We start from the raw sequence: 20,721 nt of genomic DNA on the forward strand, positions 1-20,721 counted from the left end.
AAAAAATAAGGGCTAAGAGCCCTTATTGTAAAGCATGAAAAATAGATTGCCAGCGGCGATCAGGCTGTCTTAATCTGATAGCATGGTTCGTAGGCACTGCCACCTGGGAGCTTCATGCGATCCTGCTCAACAAAGTCACGTAGCAATTTGTCCATCTTCTTCATCAGAGTGGCATCGCCGTCGAGTACAAATGGGCCATGACGTTCAATTTCACGAATACCTTCTGCTTTTACATTACCTGCTACGATACCAGAGAAGGCCTGTCTAAGAGCAGCTGCCAAGTTTTCGGGTCGTTGATTGAGATGCAGGTCAAGGCTTGCCATGTTGTCGTGTGTTGGGTCGAAAGGCAGTTGAAACTCGGGTTCAATCTTTAGCGACCAGTTGAAGCTGTAAGCGTCCCCAGTGTCTTTTCTGTGTTGGCGAACATCTGACATGCCGCGCTTCATGATTTGAGCCACTTTTTCTGGGTCATCAACCACAATCTCATAGTGATGCTGTGCATCTTCACCTAAGGTTTCCCCGATGAAACGATCAATGGAGCGGAAATATTCTTCACTCTCTTTCGGCCCTGTGAGAACGATAGGCAGAGGTTGGTGAGCGTTGTCTGGGTGCATCATTATGCCGAGAATGTACAGCAGCTCTTCAGCGGTTCCTGCCCCACCCGGAAAGATAACAATGCCATGCGCCATACGGACAAAAGCTTCAAGGCGCTTCTCAATATCGGGCATGATCACCAATTCATTGACGATAGGGTTTGGTGGCTCAGCGGCAATGATCGAAGGCTCTGTTAAGCCCAGATAACGTTGCTCGTAATAGCGTTGTTTCGCATGACCGATCGCCGCCCCCTTCATTGGGCCTTCCATTGCACCTGGGCCACAACCTGTGCAGATATTAAGTTCACGTAGGCCGAGTTCATGACCCACTTCTCGGGTGTACTGATACTCAGTGGCATTGATTGAGTGTCCGCCCCAGCAAACAACAAGGTTAGGCTCTATACCGGGGGTAAGCGCACCAGCATTACGCAGAATGCCGAACACCAAATTCGTAATGTGGCTAGGGTTGGTGAGGTTCAAACGCTGATTGTCTGCAAGGTGCATGTTGACATAAACAATGTCACGCAAGACAGAAAATAGATGTTCTTGAATACTCTTAATAATATGCCCATCAACAAATGCATGTTTTGGGGCATGGCTTAATTCGAGTTTAATGCCTCGCTCTCGGCGGACAACATTGACGTCAAATGACTTGTATTTATCGAGCAGTTCTTTGGAGTTATCTGTGTGGCTACCAGAATTTAGTACCGCAAGCGTACAATTTCGGTAGAGCTGATACAGATCACTGGCGGCCGTTTTCTTAAGACGCTCAACTTCGAGTTGAGAAAGCAGATCCATACTGCCAGCCGGACTGATATGAGTGATCATAGTGACCTCCTTGATGAGAGAAAGCTTCTCTGCAAAACCTTTCTTATAGTTGTTGTGCCTCTGCATATACCTTAGGGGTAATTGGGAATATAAAAGCGAGAGGTACTAACAAGCTTAGCACGCTTTGACAGATATAAAAGGCTAACTGATTGATATATCTACATCAATCACGACATGAATGGCTTCTGAAAGAAGGAAGAGTAGGGTTATTTCCAGACAAGCTGACTTGGACCAATCGTCTTGGCTTCGTTGAGGACACGGTTTAGGCGTTCTAACACTTCTTCAGGAGTGTCTGATTCTTTAAAGCCTGTGCTCGAAGCGGACATGGTGATGACGAGGTTCTGCTCTCGGAATTTGAACGGCAGCTTGGCAACTTTGTTTTGAATATTCTGGATGGTACTAAAGCAGTCATTATCAGAGCCGTCTGGCATTAGTACAATAAACTCTTCACCTGAAAAGCGCGCGACAGTATCAGTATCAGACAGCTCTTTCTTTATCGTGCGAGCAATGATCTTCAGTGCTTTGTCGCCAGCCGTGTAGCCAAAGCTATCATTGATCGCTTTAAAACCATCAATATCGAGCAAGATAATACGTAAGTTGTTTTGTGACCGTATCCAGCGTCGATATTCCAGTTCTAGGCGATCATTGAAAGCGGTACGGTTGTATACTTTGGTTAGAGGGTCGAGCAGGATTCGTTGAGCTTGATCTTCAAGGCGACGACGGTAGTCTTGTGTGACTTCGAACAAGGCTTCCAGTTGATTTTTTCCATAACTCATACGGTCAATCAGCGCTTGTTCACGTTGTTCGGCGTGATGAAGACGCTCAGAAAGAGAGCTGAGTTTAGCAAGCAATGGGTTGAGCTGCGTTTGCAGCGAGTCTAGAGAGCTGGCGTCATCCACTTTTGCTTTGGTTTCTGAAACGAGATCATCTAGCTCACTATTCATTTCCTGACGGTGTTCAAAATAGGTTTGGCTTTGATCGACATTCTGAGAGGAGCTTTTCAGTGTTGATGAGAGAGACGCATTCACTTGTTCTAAAAATTGCTCTGAGGTTTTGCGCTCATATTTGGTTCCGTCAATGACCAACTTAAGAACCTGCAAAGTTAATTCAATCAACACATGGGTATTGACTCCAAGCAGTAATTTAGCGCGGATATCCGAGAGCAAGTCACCAGATTCACCTTCGAAATCTAACTCGGTAATGACGTGTTGCAGTTCGTCAGAAAGGCGCAATAGCAGTTCTTTGTCAGCACTATTCGTAATCTGATTGATGGCTGTATCTGGGTTGGATGTGATGATTTTTAGGGAGCGTTCGTAAATCGCGAGTAACTTCATCGCTGAGTCGGCTTTTGGTCGCTCGACGCCATTTGAATAGCTGAGCAAATCGCGTAGGTCACGCTTCACTTTTGCCGGTAGGCCTGTGACTCGTAGCAGGGTTTCGCCACTGTGTTTGATCTGGGAGTCCAGATGCTCGGTTTGTTTTTCCATCGCCACACTCTGTTGCTTGAGTAAACGCTCAAGCACTGCCAACTTCGGGATAAGGGCACTGACATCTTTTTGTTGCTCTATGGCTTGTCTTAGTTCTGTTAGCCCTGATTTGAGTCTTGGATCTTCACTACGACATGCGTCACTGAGTGATGCAATGATGCGCTTCAATACCTTTTGCTCTCTTTTAAATTTGAACGAGGTATCTCTTTGTGTCAATCGAACTTGCTCTAATTGAGATTTCAGATTGTGCAGCTGTGACTGAATATCTTGCTCGAGGACGCCCATGAAAATCTATGCTTATGAAGATAAGATCAAAAAAATCTTATTAATTAATCAAACGATAATAACAAATAAAATTACCGCGTCACGCTCAATCCGAGCTGTTTGAGTAGCTTTTACTCATCTTTTAATAATTTTTTGATGCTCTCCTCATTCTTGTAAGAAGAGTGCACTTTTATCAATCCCTGGCTGATGGAATGCTTACATGCTTTACGTATATTTCCGGTTGCTAGGCTGGCTGCAGGCGCGTTCTCTATCGCTTTCAAATACACCCACTGGCTAGAGTGTTCTTTCATACTTAAAGTACGGGCGGCACTGGTCGACATCAGTAAAATGTCCAGTAGTTCTTTATCATTGATGGCGGTATAAGCACGTGGCAAAAATGGGTAATCAGCCATACCCATACGAATAATATTATTGAGGGCATACTTTTGAGCAAATTCATCCACCCAGTTCTGCACCTTTTCAAATACTTGTTCTGGCTGGGCAGTATTGTCACTATTGGGCTCGATGTAAAGTAAGTTTGCATCGGAGAAATGATATATCCTTGCTGGGCGCTGGACCTTTTCTTGGAGAAACTGACCGAGGGCTTTCTCAAGCTTGAGCCCATCGGCATAGCCATGTTGCAAATACATATTGCGCAGAAAAGGGATGTCTACCATGACAAAGCGCAGTCGATCATTTAGGGGTTCATGGATCAGTTCTCCGACATGCCATTTCTCAAACTTATGGCTACTGGCCTCCAATGAGGCAGGCAGCTTAGCATTGAGCATGCGAAGGTTTTTCAGCCCTGAACGGGAGTGTGTGTAGAGATCGTCGTTGAGTTCATCTATCTCCTCTTTTTGCACACTCATGATGTGACCGCGGCGCAGTAAAAAGATAAATAACAGCGCGCAGGTGACAAATAGCGTAAAGGAAATTTTTTGGAACTTACGATATTCGTTTTCAGTTTGTTCCAGTTTTTCTTTCTGCTCCACGAGGTGAAGTGTCTGTTCAACCACATCTTTCTGTTGTCTAAAATCATCCTCGTTGATCAACGCCAGTTCCTGTTGTTCAATGTTGGACAACGCGTTGTATTGCTGGAGGTATTTTAATGCCGCTTTGTAGTTGCCAAGTAGTTCGTTACCAATATTAAGCATCTGATAGGCATGCTTCTGAATCGAAAGGTCTTCGATTTCAATCGCAATGTTCAAAGCTTTCGTGGCTTTTGTGACCACTTCTTTCGGGTGCCTTTGGTGGGAAGCCAGTCCCGCTTCTAACAATAGAGCTTGTGCTTTAAGTTTGGGAATATCGACATAGGTCAGCAGCTCCTCGGCACGCTCAAGGTATTGCTCTGCAAGGGGAAAATTCACTAATTGTAAATAGGTGGCGGCAAGCGCTAAACGGATGTCGATGACGTTCTCTATGTTGTTCTGGATACGTTCATGATCGATAGCGTTGAAGTAGTGTACTAAAGCGAGGTTATATTTGCCTTGATGATAGTAAATGTCACCCATACGTTTGAGAATTGGAGGCAAAATAGGCGAATTTTCATAATTGTCGTAGAAGTCTGCAGCCTGTGAGAAATGATCGGTGGCTTTATCTAATACGCGTCTTTCATAGAACAATTGCCCTAAAAGGCGGTTAACTTCTGCGAGTTGTATGCCTGAGGTATCTTCAATTGCGCTCCAATAACTGGTTAGTAATTCAGAAAGGGCTTTGTTGTACAGTTTGTGGGTGAGGAAGTGTTTACCCAGAGCAATGTGATAAGCGATCACCGTATGCTTGTTATTGGACTGCTCAATATAAGGGATCACACCCTTGTATAACCGATTCGCAAGTTCTATCTCCCCTTCTGCTGATGCAATATCAGCTTTCAGCATAATGAGCTGGTAATGGAGTCCCTTGGCCAGTTGTTCCGGATTTTGGATAGCATCAAATGCTCGTTCAACCTCAGTGATATTTTTTCTCGCCGTTTCCGCATCTCCGTCTATCTTCCAGCGCAAGCGGATTTCGAGTAATTGTAAATCAAGGCTTAAATAGGGGAGTAGGTAAGTGGTGGTTAGCGCTTGAGCTTCGTTGAGGTATTTCAGTGCAGCATCAGGGTTACCTAAGTTGAATTCTGCACGGGCAAGAATTTTAAGTGCGTCAATAGTACCACCAGGTGTTCTGACCCGACTGTCGGAGTCATCCCGAGAAATGGCGGACGGGCTCTGCTCGGTTTGGTTAGTCAGCTTGCGCTGGGCGAGATAATTAGTTGCAAGTTGCTTGGATTGCTTAGGTACGATATCCACCAGAGAGCTGGCTTCATTAAGCATGGCTGATGAATAGACAGTAGAAGCCATCACCTGAGATGACAGTAATAAAATCAATAATCCAAACAAACGTTCCCAGCGCAAAATCTGCATCCTTAAATGTAATCCTTATTGGCGAGCCATACGTTGGTTATGAGTTGGCTGCGCTTGTTCCGTTGAGCGGTAAGGGTTGATATCCAGACCACCACGTCGTGTGTAACGAGCGTAGACGGTTAGCTTTTCTGGCTGACAGTATTTCATTATGTCAGTGAAGATACGCTCAACGCACTGTTCATGGAACTCGTTGTGTTCACGGAATGACACTAGGTAGCGTAACAGAGCTTCACGATTGATTTTTTGACCCTGATACTGAATCTCAACGCTTCCCCAATCTGGCTGGTTGGTGATCAGACAGTTGGATTTGAGAAGGTGGCTATGCAGACTTTCCGAGACGTGTTCTTGTTCAACCGAACCTTCTAGCAAGCTGGTATCAAACTCGTAGCTCTCAATCTCAATATCCTGATCATCAATGCAGTCGCCTGCCATTGTCACGATCACGCTGTCGGTATAGTCGACAACAGAACGAATAGTGACTGAAACCTCTTCACCAGCACAGTGGGAGAGATCCTTTGCTAATGCTTGTTCAACCTGATCCCATGAACTAAAGCGGGTTTGGTTAAAGCTGTTGAGATACAATTTAAAAGACTTGGATTCAATCAAGTTGGTACTGGTCGCTGGGATCGATACTTCGCCAATTGCGACTTGTGGTAAGCCTTTTTCATTAAGCCAAGACAGCTCATACAGAGTCCAGATATCGCAGCCTTGAAATGGTAGAGCATTACCTAGATTAAGATCATCGCGATTTAAGCTACGAGGTACAGGTTGAAGTAATGAAGCGTCGTATTGGTTGGCGTATTCGGTTTTTTGACCGAGCGTTAATCCCGCCAGTTCCTTTGCGTCAGAATATTTGCTCATACTTTGCATAGATTTGGATTAGAATGGCGAGAATTTTACGCAATCCTGTCGTTAAAAGCGAACATTCGAAGACTCAATTGGAGAATCTAATGGCTGAAACTGCCTTGCAAGCGCTGCGCTCGTTCAGTGAAAAGTACCGTCAGAGCTGTCTTGACACCCATGGACATTTGCCAAGAAGCGAAGAGCTGGTGGATCTCGTGTCACCTTGCGTTGAAGCAAAGCAGACTGATTATGTTGAATGGCAGGCAGATGAGCGTGAGCATCCAGCGGATTTCACTAATGTTGAAAACGGTATCGAACTGACACTCCATCAAGACATTAAAACCTTCTATGGTTCGCAGTACAGTGCGGATATGGAGGCGACTTGGAACGGCAATGAGCTGACGCTACTTCAGGTATGGAGTGATGAAGATTTTGTTCGTTTGCAGGAAAACATTCTTGGCCACCTTGTCACTCAGCGTCGTCTGAAACTGAAGCCAACGGTTTTCATCGCAGCAACTGATGCGGAATTGGACGTGATTTCCATTTGTAACCTGACGGGTAACGTTATTCTCGAACGATTGGGTACTGATAAACGCGATGTTCTTGCCGAGAATATAGCGGAGTTTTTGGCTAACCTAGAGCCTGCGGTATAACCATGTACGTTGTTGAATTACAGTTTGAGTGTTTTGATAACACCACAATTTCTGCTGTCGATAAAGCGATTAATGGCCTGATGGATGCGTTGCGTTATAACGGTCAGGTACTTGGGCGTGAGTTCCCTATCGTGATGGGGGAAGGGGAGTTTTTTGTTCGAGTAGTGTGCCCTGAGCAGGAAAGTTTGCACCCTAAATACCATTCGGATTTTGTTAATGTTTGCATCGAACGTTTGGCAGAAGCGTGCTTACTGGCACCTAAGGCTCGTTTACTTGGACGAGATTTGAATTCAGAGCAAGCGGCAGAAGAAACAACTCCTGAATGGCAGGTGCTCTATACCACTTATGTGCATACCTGTTCTCCTTTGCGCAGTGGTGAAAGTTTACTGCCAATCCCTCTTTATCGTAATGGCCCGACACTCAATGGCGACCATAAAGCGGTCATCAAATGGCAGACTGAGTGGCAGGCATGCGATGAAATCCAGATGGCTGGTGCTTGCCGAGCGGAGCATGCGGCACTACATGAAATTTGTGATGCCGACAGTGTCCTTTTCAAGCGTGGCTGGGATTTACGTGGTCGGATCGAATATGTGACAGAAATTCCGACCTATTACTATCAGTACCGAGTCGGTGGCAAAAGTCTGAAAGATGAAAAACAGCGTAAATGCCCTAAGTGCGGCGGAGAGTGGTTATTGGATGAGCCACTGCATGACATTTTCCACTTTAAGTGCGATGAATGCCGAATTGTCTCCAATATTTCTTGGGATCACATCAAATAGCGCATCTTAAATAAACAAGACCCGTATTATTGCGGGTCTTTTTTTTCTTCTTGCTCAGTGGGCTCTTTGTCCTGCGAGCGAGTTTTTTTGTCCGTTTGTCCAAACTTCATTTTGGCTGTGTATTTCAGCGCGGCAATATTACCTATGATGACACTCAAGACGATAAAGATGATCACCCAAGGGTTGGTGAGTAGTTCCATTAATCCACCTCATTGGAGATATTGGTGATAAATTGATTGTAGATCGTTTCGAGATTCGACAACACCACTTCCTCACCCAGTATACCGCTGTTTATCAGCTCTTTTTGAAGTGTCTCCAGACTAAGCTGAGATAAACAAGACGATGCGGTTGCGCCATGACTAATGTGCCATGGCTCTGCTGCGACACCGCCCTGATATCTTGCATATGGAAAGAAGAATCCAAATTCAGTCAGCGATTCTTTGAGCCAACGGTAAAACTCTGCCTGATGGCCCGTTAAGTATTCCCAAGGCTCAAGCTGCAACTGGATATCTTGAGGTAGACTGCTGCGATCAAATACATCGAAGTCACATCCCCAATGATGGCGACTGGCACCCGGTAGTGCGGACCAACGTAAGATAGCCATAATCTTTTCTGAATCAGAAAGTCTTTGGCTATCTAGAGGTTGGCTGTTTTGATCAAGAATGGCTGTTTGACCAGCCATCTTTCTGTTCCAGATGGTTTTCTGGCGCTCAAAATCGCGGAACCCGCTGGCAATATTGAGATTGAAACCTGCCTGAACCGCTGCCTGTCGCAAAGCCTGTAAATCGCTTTCGACATTAGGGTGAACGGCGAAAACCTTATGACCAAACATAGTGTCAGTCAGGTGAGTCGAAACTTTGCCAGTCAGCTGCTCAGGGGTTATGTTCACGCCAGAAGATTCTCCAGTGTTTTCTGATACATCTTGGTCAGCTTTTCAAGGTCGTCCACTTTCACGCACTCGTTCACTTTATGGATAGTTGCGTTAACCGGGCCTAACTCCACTACCTGACCACCCATACGGGCGATAAAGCGGCCATCGGAGGTACCTCCAGTGGTGAGTAGAGCCGGTTTGGTTTGATTGACGCTATCAACGGCTTCAACCACAGCGTCGAGAAGTGCGCCAGTATCGGTTAGGAATGGGTCGCCGTTGAAGGTCCATTTTAGCTCGTAGTCTAAGTCGTGCTTATCGAGAGTGTCAGTGACGCGCTTAACGATCATGTCGTTGTTAAGCTCGGTGCTGAAACGCAGGTTAAACTGAACATTGAACTCACCCGGGATCACGTTAGATGCACCGGTTCCTGCATGCACATTCGGGATCTGGAAACTGGTTGGTGGGAAGTAGTCATTGCCCTTATCCCATTCAGTGGAAGCCAGTTCATGAATGGCGAGGAGCGATTGATGCACTGGATTTTTCGCCAAGTGCGGGTAAGCGACGTGTCCTTGGATGCCTTTAACGGTTAAGTCTCCGGTGATGGAACCACGGCGACCATTTTTGACCACATCGCCCACTATTTCTGTACTGGAGGGCTCACCGACGATACACATGTCGATGTTTTCGCCGCGCGCCATTAGGGTTTCGACAACACGGACTGTGCCATTGATGAACGGGCCTTCTTCGTCTGAAGTAATCAGAAAGCCAATTGAACCTTTGTGGTCAGGGTTTTCGGCAATGAACTGCTCAACAGCAACAATCATGCTAGCGAGAGAGCCTTTCATGTCGGCGGCTCCGCGACCGTGTAGGTAGCCGTCAACCATAGTTGGTTCGAATGGAGGCGTATCCCATAGCTCGACATTACCCGCTGGCACGACATCAGTGTGGCCGGCAAACGCAAACAGTGGTGCTTCTGTGCCACGACGTGCCCAGAAATTTGTGGTGTCTTCAAACACCATCACTTCAATTTCAAATCCTAAAGCTTTCAGGCGTTCAATCATCACATCCTGACAACCTGCATCCACAGGTGTTACCGATTGGCGGCTAATTAAGTCTTTTGCAAGCGCCAAAGTAGGGCTGTCTGTCATCCTTGAATTCCTTTTGCTTAAGAGAAAATGGCTGAGTATTGATCGGCTTTAAAACCAAGATGGTAGTCATCACCAGAGACTAAAATTGGGCGTTTGATCATTGCCGGTTGCTCTACCAGCAGATCAATGGCGTTGGTTTCGTTCAGACTGTCTTTCTGTTCCTGAGTTAGCTGACGAAAAGTCGTGCCGCGTTTGTTAAGCACATTTTCCCAGCCTAGTTGCTGGCAAAATGTTTCAACCATTTGCTTATCAACGCCCTGTTTACGGTAATCATGGAATTGGAACTCCACGCCTTCTGCTTCCAGCCATTTTTTAGCCTTTTTGATGGTGTCGCAGTTCGGAATTCCGTACATGGTGATTGTCATAGTTAAACCTTTGAGAGTGACTTATATAAAGTTATTAGAAGCTTTTTGGCATCCTAGCAGGAACTGTAATCAGAGACAAAAGTGTCTCAGATATATTTCATCTAACAAAAAAAATGTGTTTCAAAAGTTGAGGATCGATGAGTTATTGATCAAACGCAACACACCGCATAGCAAAACAGAAATAATGACTCTAGAAATTTATAGGAGGTATCAATGGAATTGAGTCCTGTTTTTGCAAGACGCTTATATTTGGCATTACTGGTTCAAAACCTCGAACGACCAAATGTGCCCAAACTGATCGAGAAAACGGGCTGGCCTCGCCGGACGATTCAAGATGTCATCAAAGCATTGCCTGGTATTGGTATTGAACTGATGTTCATCCAAGATGGTCGTCGGCACAACGATGGTTATTATCAATTATCGGACTGGGGGCCTTTTGACAGCCAATGGGTATTAGACAGAGAGGCTGATATTGCTGCCAGCCTAGGATTCAGTGCTTAATCTTCGCCAGCGCAGTCATACGCGCTGCCCAGTAAAGTAAATGATGTCGTGAAGTCCTGTGGTGACACGACATAAACGGTATTCGCGCCCAACTGTCTGGCGCGATTTTTTATCTGATTAACCGCTCCCTGAACCATGACATCGTTAGGGTAGAACAGGTAGGTGTACCAGTGTCCTTCACTGCCAGTTAGATCGCCCTGCCACTGACAGTTCGCGGGATTGAAACTGCTGTCCATTCTGATCTGGACGTTGCTGGCATCCTTATTGAGTTGAGAGATTGGGGTTGTGCAGCCTGCGAGTAAAGTAATCGACAGAGCGATGAAGCACAGCTGGCTAAATTTGAGTGACATAAATAATAAAACCAATCCAACTGAGGGCTAATAATGCCCATGGTAGCATATTGGTTTTTGGTTGCGCTTCTACCGTTGTCACTGTTTCGGCTTCTGGCTGGACGATAGCAGAGTGTTGAGCTTGCTTGGCTTTTTGTGCTTTTTTCTTGGCTTTATCCGCTTGGCGAGCTTTATCTTTGTGCTGTTTTTTGTACAGAGCGATGCCTTTTTCGATTCCCTGAGCAATGAATTTAGTCTGTTCTTTAGTTTGGCCTGGCTTTTGTGTCGCTTTGGCGATTTTCATCGCTTCTTGTTGTGTTTCCTGAGAAGGAACGACTTTGTTTTTCATGAAGGTTATTACCGCGAGATCAAAGATAGTCTTATCTTAACACGATATAATTCTGTCTATCATCGAAGATATTCCTTTGTAGGGGAGCGGATAAATGAAACGTATCTTGGTGAGCAGCTTAGCTCTATCACTCCCAGTATTTTTATGGCTACGGGGTGAAGCGCCAATAGCTCAACAACCTGTGCTTTCAACTCAAACTTATGATGCGTGGATGCAGGATATCCAGAATCAGCTTAAGCAGGATGCCAATCAGGCTGAGTTATGGTTTCAACTAGGACACGGTTATCTGAATGAACAGGACTTTTCCTCGGCACTCACTTGTTTCGATTATGCGATTCGCCTAAGCCCGGAAGGTAGTGCTAATCAATTTGCCGCAAAGGCGACCGCGCTTTACTTCGAACGCTCCCAGCGTATGACTGAAGAGGTGAAGCATTTATTGGCAAAGGCGCTGGAGTTGGATGCCCGTAATGTGACGGCTTTGACCTTGATCGCCAATGATCATTTTATTAGCTTTCGCTACCAAGAGGCAATTGACACATGGACACAATTACTCGATTCACAGCGTCAAGATTTAGACCGAGTGGCGATTATTCATTCGTTGAACCAAGCAAAATCGATGTTGTAGCTGCTTTGGCAGGCTTTCAATTAAAAAAACCTCCCAACTCGGGAGGTTTTTTGTTGGTTTCTTCTATCTTAGTAGGTCGCCTCTTCACGTTTTTGTGCGGATTCTTCCCATTCAGGGACGACTGTTTTTAGGAAGTGCTGTTTGTCGCTGTTCATTTTGTCCATGTCCATACCAAGTGCTTGCTGAGCTTTGGCTTTGGTGGAAATGTCGGGTAACTCGACAGGCTCAGTGATGCCTTTGGTGGCGAGTAAACGGGCCAGTTTAGTTCGTGCATCAGCTGCGCGATCAACGGCTGTACCTAGTACTTCCAGTGCAACTTCTGGTGCATGCATGTGAACACCATGGGAGGCAATCGCGTAGTCCCAGCGCCATTGCGCATGGCGAATATCTTGCAGTATGTCCTTCATCTCTTCTTCGGTTGCACCTGCCTTCCATGCTTCACCTGCTTCAAAATGGGCGGCAACGATTTGCTTTTCAGCCGTCAGTTTCATATTGAGGACTTGCGCTTTGCGTGAAGAGACGATGTTTTTCAATTGATCTTTGCTTTGTGTATGACAATTGGCACAAGTGTCTTCAAAACGATCAAATGGATTGCCGACTTTATGATCTGTGTAAACAGTACCGTCTTCCTTGGTGACCTTAGGCATGTGGCAGTCGACACAAGCGACTTTGTTCTTACCATGAATACCTGCTCGCCAAGTCTCGTAGCCAGGGTGCTGCGCTTTCAGCATTGGAGCTTTCGACACTTTATGTGTCCAGTCCTTAAAGCCTAATGCATCATAGTATTCTTCCATCGCGGTGACGCTAGTGCCTTTATCCCACGGGAATTTGACCGACTTTTTCGGCCCAGTGAAGTAATACTCGACGTGACATTGTGCGCAGACCGACGCTTGCTGGTCGAGGCGAGATTGCTCTTCAAAGGGCTTGTCTATAGCTTGGAAAGCGCGCTCGACATAGGGCTTAGTTAATTTCAAAGCAGGTTGACCATTTTTGAAGGCGTCACTACGAGTATCATGACAGTCGGCACAGCCAATGGGGTTAACAATTTGGTCGCCAAGTCGTGCCCACTTGCCTTCAAAATAGCCGTCTTCCCCCCGCTCGTCGATGACCCGCCCGACATCTGGGCTCTTACAACTCCAACAAGCCATAGGCATTGGGCCTGACTTTTCATCACTGGGCGCACCCGTTCTTAGAGTTTGGCGGACATCATCCACGGCATAAAAGTGACCACGAGCTTTATTGTAGTCTTTAGCGAAGCCGTAGCCTGCCCACATGATGACCATATTAGGATCTTCTGCGAGAGCATCTTCAATATGATCGCTTTCAGAGGTTTCTTTCCAAGATTGGTACTGATCAGGGTGATGTTGTTCATAGGCCTGATTTCGTGGATCGATCAGTTCTTTTTCATCAGATGCAGCAAAACCATGAGTACTGGCTAAGGTTCCTGCCAATATCATTATTGCTGCAGCAGATTTTGGTATCCAGTGCAATTTCTTCACAGTGTTATCTCCATAATTCTGTTTATTAGCAGCGTTGTGAACAGGCTAATTCCAAATTAAGAATCGGAGAACTGAAATAAATTGTAATAAAAGGAAATATTTCTAAAACGCACGAATCGCTTTTTATTGCCTTAGATCAATTTAGAGCAGTGATCTGAGTCAAAGTTGATTTTTAATAACCCTAAAGGGGTAGTTTGGTGCTGCGTTTTAGGTAATGAAATTCATTATCATCAATGGGTTATGCTACTTAACCGCACTTATAATAGGGTGATAAGGATCGAGTTTTAGTGTAAAAAAGCTACTACTAAAGAGTAGGGAGAGTAGACTATTACTGATAGCGTTGTGGCTTATCCAAAATAAGAATTGATCTCATTTAGTGGTTTTTAAAAATACCACTGAAGGGCATTAGTTTTGACCAGACTGTGTATTTTAAGTGTGGCTTAAAATCTGTTCTGGAATAAGGAAAGGATAAAATGGGCAATATAAAGTTGGCCATAGTCATAATGCTGAAAACTCTTCTTGCATTCTACCTCTATGGTTATTCTCTTCATGCTATTGCTGCTGATTCTTCTGCCCCCAGTGCTGAAGAAGCTTCAACTCGTCATGAAGTTACGCTTATCCGTGATAAAGATTACAAATGTATTCAATGTCATAAGGATTCCAAGGAATCACTTCTGCAATCCCATGGTGAAAATGCCCATGAGATTCTCGGTCGTGAAGTGAATTGTACGAACTGTCACAGTAACATCGGTCCTGATCACCGCGAAGGTGCACCGCAAGTGATTAAATTCTCATCAGCCCAATCTCAACCGGGTACAGAGAAGGTGTATCTCGATCCTGATGCTATTTTGAAGGCAAACAGTCAGTGTACTGACTGTCATAAGCCGAAGTACCTACGAGAGGATAGCTGGACGCATGATGTGCATGCAAAAAATCTGACTTGTTCTAACTGTCATGATGTTCATGCCAACAAGGTGAAAGTGCTTAGCTTGGATCGCAAGCAGACAATCAAGTTGTGCGTTGATTGTCACTCAGACTTTAACCAGTTGAAAGAGGAGCAAGAATAATGAGTTGTTCTAGACGAAGCTTTTTAACTGGTGCTGGTGCTCTGATTATGACCACTGGCGTCGCTGGGACTGCAATGATTGGCAGTCGAAAAACACTGGCAAATGTCGAGCAGGTAGATAACAAACTCTATGGCATGGTGCACGACGAGACTGCATGTATAGGTTGTACCGCGTGTACAGAAGCTTGCCGGGAAGTTAACAGGGTTCCAGAAGGGGTCTCTAGACTGGAAATCATTCGTAGTGAACCGCAGGGAGAGTTTCCTGATGTAGATTATCGCTTCACTCGTAAGTCCTGCCAGCATTGTGAAAACCCACCTTGTGTGTACGTTTGCCCTACGGGGGCCGCATATAAAGATGAGCAAACTGGCATTGTTGATGTGCATAAAGAAAAGTGTGTTGGTTGTGGTTACTGCCTTGCGGCTTGTCCATACCAAGTGCGCTTCTTCAACCCCGAAGATCATTCGGCTGACAAGTGCAATTTCTGTCGAGATACCAATCTTGCCGAGGGCAAGTTACCTGCCTGTGTTGAATCCTGTCCGACCAAAGCATTAGTGTTTGGCGACCTCAACGATCCAGAAAGCAAAATCAATCAAGTATTAAGCAACCATGTGGTCTATCGAGATAAATCACACTTAGGCACCAAACCTAAGTTGTACAAAATACCACACAACAAAGGGGAGGTTTCATGATGAACGGTATTGAAACAGCTTTCCATTTTGATTCATTGGTCTGGGACTGGATTATCGCCATTTACTTGTTTCTTGCGGGTATGTCTGCTGGGGCTGTGATGATTGGCCTGTATCTCAAACGCCGCGTAATAGAAGGCGACCCCGCCAATAATGGCATCCTTAAAGCCGTCGCTTGGTTGGCTCCCTTTGGCATTATTGTTGGCTTGACCATATTGATTTTCCATCTCACCAAACCTTTGGCGTTCTGGAAGATTATGATCTACTTCAATCCATCTTCAGTCATGTCGATGGGGGTGATTCTCTTCCAAGTTTATATGGCGGTCTTATTCGTTTGGATTGGTGTGATTTTCCGCCACCAGATCATACAGTTCTGTGAAGGTAAGCTTCCGGGTGGGCTATTGGACTGGGTTGATGGCGTGTTGATCAAAATCGGTAAGATGAATAACCCTGTTGAGTTGTTCCTCGGTGTGCTTGCTTTATTACTCGCGGCCTATACCGGTTTTTTACTCTCAGCCCTTAAAACATACCCGATGCTAAACAATCCGGTTTTGCCAATCCTCTTTCTCTTCTCTAGCCTTTCTTCAGGTGCTGCGGCTTGCTTACTGTTTGGCATTCTAGTATTTAAAGAATCGCCGCACAGTCCGAGTGTCAGTTGGGTGCATGGATTTGAACGTCCGGTTGTGTTATTCGAACTGTTTGTTTTGGTGACCTTTTTCACGGGGCTGATATTCAGCGGCGGTCAGAATGAAGTGGCGGCTTGGAATGCGATAGGAGGAGGCTTTTGGTCCAACTGGTTCTGGTTTGGTGTGGTGTTGATAGGAATGCTATTACCGCTGACACTGAATGCGGTTACCCCAACAGAAGTGCGCCATAATGGTGGCTACATCTTTATTGTGACCACTCTGAGCTTGGTTGGGGTACTGATGCTGCGGACTTTCATTCTCTATGCCGGCCAGATGACGGTTGTATAGTTATGCTGGGTGAGGTTGGACATTTTGCTCTGGTCTGGATTGCGGTTTCCAGCTCCATTTGTGCTTCAAGCTGGGCTTGGCGTCGCTATTCAGGGCAAGAGCGGCCATTCTCTCTCATCGGAATGGTCAGGCTTAACGGGGTATTGGCCTCGTTAAGCCTCGTGATCCTCGCGATATTATTTGTCTCGGATCGATTCGAGTTCGAGTATGTTGCCACTCACTCCAACACGGATTTACCCACCTTTTTCAAGTTGGCCGCTGTTTGGGGAGGGCATCAAGGCTCAATGCTATTTTGGGTGTTTACACTTAATCTATGGGCCAGCTTAATTTCATTAATTCGACATTCTCATGTTAAATATTTCGAGCATGTACTGTGGGTGATGACTCTATTCGTTGCCGCTTTTTCTTGGTTTACGTTACTGACTTCTAACCCTTTTACTTATGCGCATACCTTATTGGATCAGGGCAGGGATCTTAATCCAATGCTTCAAGATGTCGGATTAATTTTTCATCCACCATTGTTGTACCTCGGTTACATTGGTTACTCCACTGTGCTGGCATTTGCCTTGGCAGCGTTGATGCAAAAACCGTATGACAACCAATGGGTCATACTATGTAAACCTTGGGCGATTTCTGCTTGGATCTTTCTTACTCTAGGGATATTGCTTGGCTCATGGTGGGCTTACAATGAGTTAGGATGGGGGGGATGGTGGTTCTGGGACCCGGTTGAAAATGCGTCATTGCTTCCATGGTTAACGGGCACGGCTTTGCTGCACAGTATGCTTGCGTCTAGACGTCATCAACAGTTAATTGTGTGGACACTGACGCTGGCTTTAGTGACCTTTAGCCTTAGCATTTTAGGGACCTTTGTGGTGCGTTCTGGAGTATTGACGTCTGTCCATGCTTTTGCTGTCGATCCGGGAAAAGGAATCGCGCTTTTGGCGATGTTGGCAGTGACATTACTTGCCTCTTTGTCTCTGCTGATTGAGCGTAGCGATGCCATTCAGAGCGAAAAGTTGACAGCTATTCTCAGTCGATCTTATCTGGTATTGATAGCCATTGGCCTGCTGGTGATAGCAACTTTTACCGTTTTTCTAGGTACTTTCTATCCGATGATTTATGAATTCATACAACGAGGTTCAATATCGGTTGGAGCCCCCTATTTTAATACTCTGTTCTTGCCGCTCACAGTATTAGCGCTAGCAGCGATGGGTTGGGTGCCATTTTTAAAATGGCAGTGTGGATTAGCCAGTTCACGGCGGCGTATTATTACATTCGTGGTTGTTTCTCTGTTGTTTGGCGCTTGTCTGTATTTCATCCAAGTAGATCGGCTGTCTGTGCCTGCCTTGCTGGTGTGGGGGTTGGCGTTCTGGGTAGTCTCTGGTCATATCTGGTTATTGGTTCGCTCGCGCAAGCAGGCTTTCATGGTGCTTGCCCATATCGGGTTAGCCATCAGTGCGATAGGGTGTGTGATGAATGCCGAGCATTCTTCTCAATTGACTCACAAGCTAGGGCCAGGAACGCTTGCTGAGTTTCATGGCGGGAAGATAGAGTATATAGAAACGAACTGGCGAGTAGACAAAAACTATACCGCAGAACAAGCCGTGTTACGTTTTACTGACTCGCAGGGAGAGGTCTATGAGTTCAAGCCTGAACGTCGCTACTATCCTGTCCGGGTGATGAACATGAGTGAGCCTTCGGTTAAATCGACCTTGCTAGGGGACTATTATGTAACATTGGCCGCTAAAGTGGATAAGGAAAACTACGCAGTCAAAGTTCAGTATAACGCTTATATCTGGTGGATATGGGGTGGTGGCATACTCGCGATATTTGCGGCACTGCTCCCTTTGTTCTCGATATGTAGTAATAAGATAGTGAGTAAAAATCGGTACGATGTTATCCAAAAAACATAAATACTTACTTCTGTTCACCTTGCTGGTGGGCTTTATGGCGTTATTGGGTTCGGCATTAAGCGAAGATTCCAACCGAGAAAGCTACGCTGTGGTTCGAGGGTTCCCTGAGCAAAAGGTGGAGAGGTTGATGGGGGGTGAACCAGCAGAAACAAAAGCCTTGTTTCAGTCCGAGTATCAGCTGGTTAATGTTTGGGCTTCGTGGTGCAGCATTTGTCGCTCAGAACATGCATTTCTAAATCAACTGAGCCAACAGGGTATTACCATTATTGGGCTTAACTATCGGGATCAGAAAAATGCAGCAGAGCAGTACTTACGTCAGTTAGGTAACCCCTATCGAAGTGTGATTTATGATCCTAAAGGGGTGCTCTCTATTGATTTGGGCGTTGTCGGAACCCCGGAAACATATCTGGTCAATCGAGCCGGTGAGATCGTGTATAAGCATTCTGGGCTGTTGAGTACGAGTAGCTGGCAGAGAAAGTTTGCGCATTTTTTTGAATCGGAGACACAGCAATGAGAATGGTGTTTTGGTTGCTTTTGATTCTGATTTCTTTGAACGTACCAGCCTCGGGCCAAGACATCTTTATTGGGGTGCCAGACGAGCAAGTGTCTCAGGTGGAACTGTTTGAGTTTCATTCACCGGAGCTTCAGGATAAGGCATTACGTTTGGCCAAGTCTCTGCGCTGCCCCCAGTGTCAAAACCAAAACTTAGTTGAATCTAACTCTCCTATTGCCAAGGATTTACGCCTGATCGTATTCAAAAAGATTAACCAAGGTGAGAGTGAGCAAGCGGTCAAAGCGTTCATGACAGAACGATACGGTAAATTCGTTTTGTACAAACCTGAGTTTAATGTTGCTAATGCACTGCTTTGGTTGGCTCCTCTATTACTGCTTTTACTGTTTGTGGTCGGTTCGATAAGGCGGATACAAAAGAACGCTTAAAGGATGTGCACTTTTTGCCATTACATCACAAAGTTAATCTCTAATAGAAAAATGCGTTAATTGGTATAAAGTGGAGAGTAATTTTTCTAACCATAGTGGTTCGTTTGTGCGATACGCTTTAGAGCAATATGATAAACATGGTTTTCTCAACGCACCTAAATGGCTCTGGCTGGGCTGGATGTTTTTGGCTAAAGCTTGGATAGTATTTATCGTTGCGGGTGCGAGCCGAGAAAGCGGCGCCAAAATACTCAATATTGTTTACCCCGATCATTCGATGCTGTACTTAGGCTTAGCGATGGGGCTGCCCAGCATTTTATTAATGTGGATGGTCAGTTTGCGTAGCCCTGAGCGGCAATGGGTCAGTCATTTGGTGGGATGGGGAAAGGGGATCACCTTATTGGCGATTGGCGGCCAGTTTGCCCAGACCCTGTATCATGTTTATCTTGAACATGGTGCTTTTCATTGGGCTAATGCTGCTACCTTATTACTCTTATTGTGGTTTGCGATGTATGTCTATAAAAGCCGTAGCGTACGTGACTGCTTTTCCCTCCCACCATCGAATTGATCTGACGATGAACGTTATCAATGCACCTAAAAGAAAACACTATACACAGCGCAACTACGTCAATGTGAGGACATCAAAATGACCACCCCTCAAACTGCTATTCTTCCTGAGTCGGGACCTTTCGCTCAATATACTTTGTTTAAAGTTATCCAAAACCATGCGGCTGTTTTAGAACAGATCCAAGCACTACCACTGCTGGCTGACGAACTTAACCAACAACAGCCGGGGGCGGGGTTAACATTGTCTATCGCTTTCACTCAATCTTTTTGGTCACGGTGTGATGCAGCAATGGCAAGTGAGCTGATCGAGTTTCCTCAACTTGGAACAGGTAAGACGGTCGCCCCAAGCTCTGAGGTGGATGTGTTGATTCACTGCCATTCGAATCGCCATGATTTGCATTTTTATTTGTTGCGCCAGTTTTTGGCTCAAGCATCGGACAATGTCGCTATCGTTGATGAAACCTATGGCTACCGCTACCTAGATTCCCGCGATCTGACAGATTTTGTCGATGGCACAGAAAACCCGAAAGAGGCCCAGCGTGAGCAAGTGGCAATCATCCCTGATGGTGCGTTAGCAGGTGGCAGTTATGTGATGGTGCAGCGCTTTGTTCATGATTTACCTTCTTGGAGCCGACTCAATGTATCTGCACAAGAGAAGGTCATTGGACGAACTAAGCCAGACTCGATTGAACTTGACGATGTACCGGCCGCTTCCCATGTTGGACGTGTAGATATTAAAGAAGAAGGTAAAGGCTTGAAGATTGTGCGCCATAGTTTACCTTACGGCAGTGTGTCAGGTGAGCATGGTCTGCTCTTCATTGCCTATTGCAATACGCTTCACAACTTTAAAGTCATGCTAGACAGTATGTATGGCGAGACCGATGGCAAAACTGATCAGCTGCTGCGCTTTACAAAAGCAGTGACAGGGGCGTACTTTTTTGCACCATCAATGGAGTTGTTGCAGGCCCTCAAACTTAAGTAGCTAGATAAAAGGTAATAAAGCCCGTTTAAAGCTGCTTATCAAACGATTGTTAGGTTTTCA

At 45.6% G+C, this 20,721-nt stretch carries 23 protein-coding genes; 12 read left to right on the top strand and 11 right to left on the bottom strand.

Annotated elements, in window-relative coordinates; translation table 11 throughout:
* Positions 1-59 precede the first annotated feature (59 nt).
* The 4 genes from ppnN to queF form a co-directional block, all read right to left on the bottom strand.
* A complete protein-coding gene (gene ppnN, locus L1D23_RS14495; RefSeq protein WP_239867489.1) occupies positions 60-1,421 on the bottom strand; it encodes a nucleotide 5'-monophosphate nucleosidase PpnN in 1,362 nt (453 codons plus the stop codon).
* 206 nt (positions 1,422-1,627) lie between these two features.
* Complete coding sequence (locus tag L1D23_RS14500) at positions 1,628-3,193, bottom strand: GGDEF domain-containing protein (protein WP_239837567.1); 1,566 nt, start codon at positions 3,191-3,193, stop codon at positions 1,628-1,630.
* 110 nt (positions 3,194-3,303) lie between these two features.
* Positions 3,304-5,574 (bottom strand): tetratricopeptide repeat protein, encoded by a 2,271-nt coding sequence (locus tag L1D23_RS14505; RefSeq protein ID WP_239867493.1) that lies wholly within the window; start codon positions 5,572-5,574, stop codon positions 3,304-3,306.
* Positions 5,575-5,589: 15 nt separating this feature from the next.
* Positions 5,590-6,435, bottom strand: a complete 846-nt coding sequence (queF, locus tag L1D23_RS14510) for an NADPH-dependent 7-cyano-7-deazaguanine reductase QueF (RefSeq protein ID WP_239867497.1) — start codon at positions 6,433-6,435, stop codon at positions 5,590-5,592.
* An 89-nt stretch (positions 6,436-6,524) separates the two neighbouring features.
* Here queF and syd point away from each other — a divergent pair, with 89 nt between their 5' ends.
* Complete coding sequence (gene syd, locus L1D23_RS14515; RefSeq protein WP_239867500.1) at positions 6,525-7,070, top strand: SecY-interacting protein; 546 nt, start codon at positions 6,525-6,527, stop codon at positions 7,068-7,070.
* Between the two features lie 2 nt (positions 7,071-7,072).
* Positions 7,073-7,849, top strand: a complete 777-nt coding sequence (locus L1D23_RS14520) for a Zn-ribbon-containing protein (RefSeq protein WP_239867503.1) — start codon at positions 7,073-7,075, stop codon at positions 7,847-7,849.
* A gap of 26 nt (positions 7,850-7,875) precedes the next feature.
* Here L1D23_RS14520 and L1D23_RS14525 read toward each other — a convergent pair whose 3' ends face one another.
* The 4 genes from L1D23_RS14525 to L1D23_RS14540 are packed head-to-tail and all read right to left on the bottom strand — an operon-like array spanning position 7,876 to position 10,233.
* Positions 7,876-8,049, bottom strand: a complete 174-nt coding sequence (locus L1D23_RS14525; RefSeq protein WP_239867506.1) for a DUF2897 family protein — start codon at positions 8,047-8,049, stop codon at positions 7,876-7,878.
* Complete coding sequence (locus tag L1D23_RS14530) at positions 8,049-8,732, bottom strand: M15 family metallopeptidase (RefSeq protein ID WP_239868535.1); 684 nt, start codon at positions 8,730-8,732, stop codon at positions 8,049-8,051. The genes L1D23_RS14525 and L1D23_RS14530 overlap by 1 nt, the downstream gene beginning before the upstream one ends.
* Positions 8,733-8,734: 2 nt before the next feature.
* Positions 8,735-9,868 (bottom strand): succinyl-diaminopimelate desuccinylase, encoded by a 1,134-nt coding sequence (dapE, locus tag L1D23_RS14535; protein ID WP_239867509.1) that lies wholly within the window; start codon positions 9,866-9,868, stop codon positions 8,735-8,737.
* Between the two features lie 17 nt (positions 9,869-9,885).
* Positions 9,886-10,233 (bottom strand): ArsC family reductase, encoded by a 348-nt coding sequence (locus L1D23_RS14540; RefSeq protein WP_239867512.1) that lies wholly within the window; start codon positions 10,231-10,233, stop codon positions 9,886-9,888.
* 213 nt (positions 10,234-10,446) lie between these two features.
* Between L1D23_RS14540 and L1D23_RS14545 the strand changes: the two genes are divergently transcribed.
* Positions 10,447-10,734, top strand: a complete 288-nt coding sequence (locus tag L1D23_RS14545) for a helix-turn-helix domain-containing protein (protein ID WP_239837592.1) — start codon at positions 10,447-10,449, stop codon at positions 10,732-10,734.
* On the opposite strand, the gene L1D23_RS14550 is transcribed toward L1D23_RS14545, so the two are convergent.
* The gene (locus tag L1D23_RS14550) at positions 10,731-11,084 is read right to left on the bottom strand and encodes a DUF4156 domain-containing protein (RefSeq protein ID WP_239867515.1); all 354 of its coding nucleotides are present in this window, start codon (positions 11,082-11,084) and stop codon (positions 10,731-10,733) included. The two genes, L1D23_RS14545 and L1D23_RS14550, sit on opposite strands and share 4 nt — an antisense overlap.
* Positions 11,068-11,412: a DUF2956 domain-containing protein gene (locus tag L1D23_RS14555; protein ID WP_239867518.1), complete on the bottom strand. Its 345-nt coding sequence runs from the start codon at positions 11,410-11,412 to the stop codon at positions 11,068-11,070. The genes L1D23_RS14550 and L1D23_RS14555 overlap by 17 nt, the downstream gene beginning before the upstream one ends.
* A 94-nt stretch (positions 11,413-11,506) precedes the next feature.
* Here L1D23_RS14555 and L1D23_RS14560 point away from each other — a divergent pair, with 94 nt between their 5' ends.
* Positions 11,507-12,037 carry a tetratricopeptide repeat protein gene (locus L1D23_RS14560; protein WP_239867521.1) on the top strand — a complete coding sequence of 177 codons (531 nt, stop codon included), beginning with the start codon at positions 11,507-11,509 and terminating at the stop codon, positions 12,035-12,037.
* 68 nt (positions 12,038-12,105) lie between these two features.
* Here the strand turns inward: L1D23_RS14560 and nrfA are convergent, their stop codons facing one another.
* Positions 12,106-13,494 carry an ammonia-forming nitrite reductase cytochrome c552 subunit gene (nrfA, locus tag L1D23_RS14565; RefSeq protein WP_239868538.1) on the bottom strand — a complete coding sequence of 463 codons (1,389 nt, stop codon included), beginning with the start codon at positions 13,492-13,494 and terminating at the stop codon, positions 12,106-12,108.
* A gap of 515 nt (positions 13,495-14,009) precedes the next feature.
* On the opposite strand from nrfA, the gene nrfB reads away from it, so the two are divergent.
* The 8 genes from nrfB (at position 14,010) to L1D23_RS14605 (ending at position 20,661) form a co-directional block, all read left to right on the top strand.
* A complete protein-coding gene (gene nrfB / locus L1D23_RS14570; protein ID WP_239867525.1) occupies positions 14,010-14,603 on the top strand; it encodes a cytochrome c nitrite reductase pentaheme subunit in 594 nt (197 codons plus the stop codon).
* The gene (nrfC, locus tag L1D23_RS14575; RefSeq protein ID WP_239867528.1) at positions 14,603-15,292 is read left to right on the top strand and encodes a cytochrome c nitrite reductase Fe-S protein; all 690 of its coding nucleotides are present in this window, start codon (positions 14,603-14,605) and stop codon (positions 15,290-15,292) included. The genes nrfB and nrfC overlap by 1 nt, the downstream gene beginning before the upstream one ends.
* Positions 15,292-16,263 carry a cytochrome c nitrite reductase subunit NrfD gene (gene nrfD, locus L1D23_RS14580; RefSeq protein ID WP_239868541.1) on the top strand — a complete coding sequence of 324 codons (972 nt, stop codon included), beginning with the start codon at positions 15,292-15,294 and terminating at the stop codon, positions 16,261-16,263. The genes nrfC and nrfD overlap by 1 nt, the downstream gene beginning before the upstream one ends.
* A gap of 2 nt (positions 16,264-16,265) precedes the next feature.
* Entirely contained in the window at positions 16,266-18,176 is a 1,911-nt protein-coding gene (locus L1D23_RS14585; RefSeq protein WP_239867531.1) for a heme lyase CcmF/NrfE family subunit, read from the top strand.
* Positions 18,157-18,690 (top strand): DsbE family thiol:disulfide interchange protein, encoded by a 534-nt coding sequence (locus tag L1D23_RS14590; protein ID WP_239867535.1) that lies wholly within the window; start codon positions 18,157-18,159, stop codon positions 18,688-18,690. Before L1D23_RS14585 ends, L1D23_RS14590 begins: the two co-directional genes overlap by 20 nt.
* Positions 18,687-19,115, top strand: coding sequence for a cytochrome c-type biogenesis protein CcmH (locus tag L1D23_RS14595; protein ID WP_239867538.1), 429 nt, complete (start codon positions 18,687-18,689; stop codon positions 19,113-19,115). Before L1D23_RS14590 ends, L1D23_RS14595 begins: the two co-directional genes overlap by 4 nt.
* 106 nt (positions 19,116-19,221) lie before the next feature.
* The gene (locus L1D23_RS14600) at positions 19,222-19,680 is read left to right on the top strand and encodes a DUF2919 domain-containing protein (RefSeq protein ID WP_239867541.1); all 459 of its coding nucleotides are present in this window, start codon (positions 19,222-19,224) and stop codon (positions 19,678-19,680) included.
* Between the two features lie 78 nt (positions 19,681-19,758).
* Positions 19,759-20,661 carry a Dyp-type peroxidase gene (locus tag L1D23_RS14605; protein ID WP_239867544.1) on the top strand — a complete coding sequence of 301 codons (903 nt, stop codon included), beginning with the start codon at positions 19,759-19,761 and terminating at the stop codon, positions 20,659-20,661.
* Positions 20,662-20,721: the final 60 nt, after the last annotated feature.

Origin of the sequence: Vibrio sp. Isolate24 (assembly GCF_022398215.1) — a bacterium.
GTDB lineage: Bacteria > Pseudomonadota > Gammaproteobacteria > Enterobacterales > Vibrionaceae > Vibrio > Vibrio coralliilyticus_A.